The following is a 309-nucleotide window of genomic DNA, read 5'->3' as shown; positions in this document are numbered from 1 at the left end:
CCACCTTGCCAGCGGCAATGGTCGCGCTGACCAGCACGGCATGCGTCAGCCCGTCGATCTGCTGTTCGAACGCGTAATGCGCGGCGCCGGTGATCTTGGCCGGTCCGTCGACGCGCGACAGCCGTCCGCCGACCGCTTCAAGGCGCGCGCTGTCCGACGCTGCGTGTTTCATGTCATGAACGGTCATGCCGTCTCTCCCAATTCGAGGATGGCTCTAGCGACAACGCGCGGCGCCAATGCGATCTTGTAGTGGTTGGCGCCATGGTCGACGGCGCCCTCCATTGCGAGTTCGCTCGCCTTGCGCACGAT

At 65.0% G+C, this 309-nt stretch carries 1 protein-coding gene and 1 pseudogene; both read right to left on the bottom strand.

The features are described 5' to 3' along the window. Positions 1–187 (bottom strand): hypothetical protein (locus tag EN845_RS34575; RefSeq protein ID WP_135931325.1); only part of this gene is annotated, 187 nt, incomplete at its 3' end. Then, positions 184–309, bottom strand: a pseudogene (locus EN845_RS36570) (xanthine dehydrogenase family protein subunit M); the annotation flags it as partial. The pseudogene EN845_RS36570 and the gene EN845_RS34575, both read right to left, overlap by 4 nt.

The organism is Mesorhizobium sp. M8A.F.Ca.ET.202.01.1.1 (genome assembly GCF_004791595.1).
Lineage (GTDB): Bacteria > Pseudomonadota > Alphaproteobacteria > Rhizobiales > Rhizobiaceae > Mesorhizobium.
This window is presented reverse-complemented; position numbering and strand designations above follow the sequence as displayed.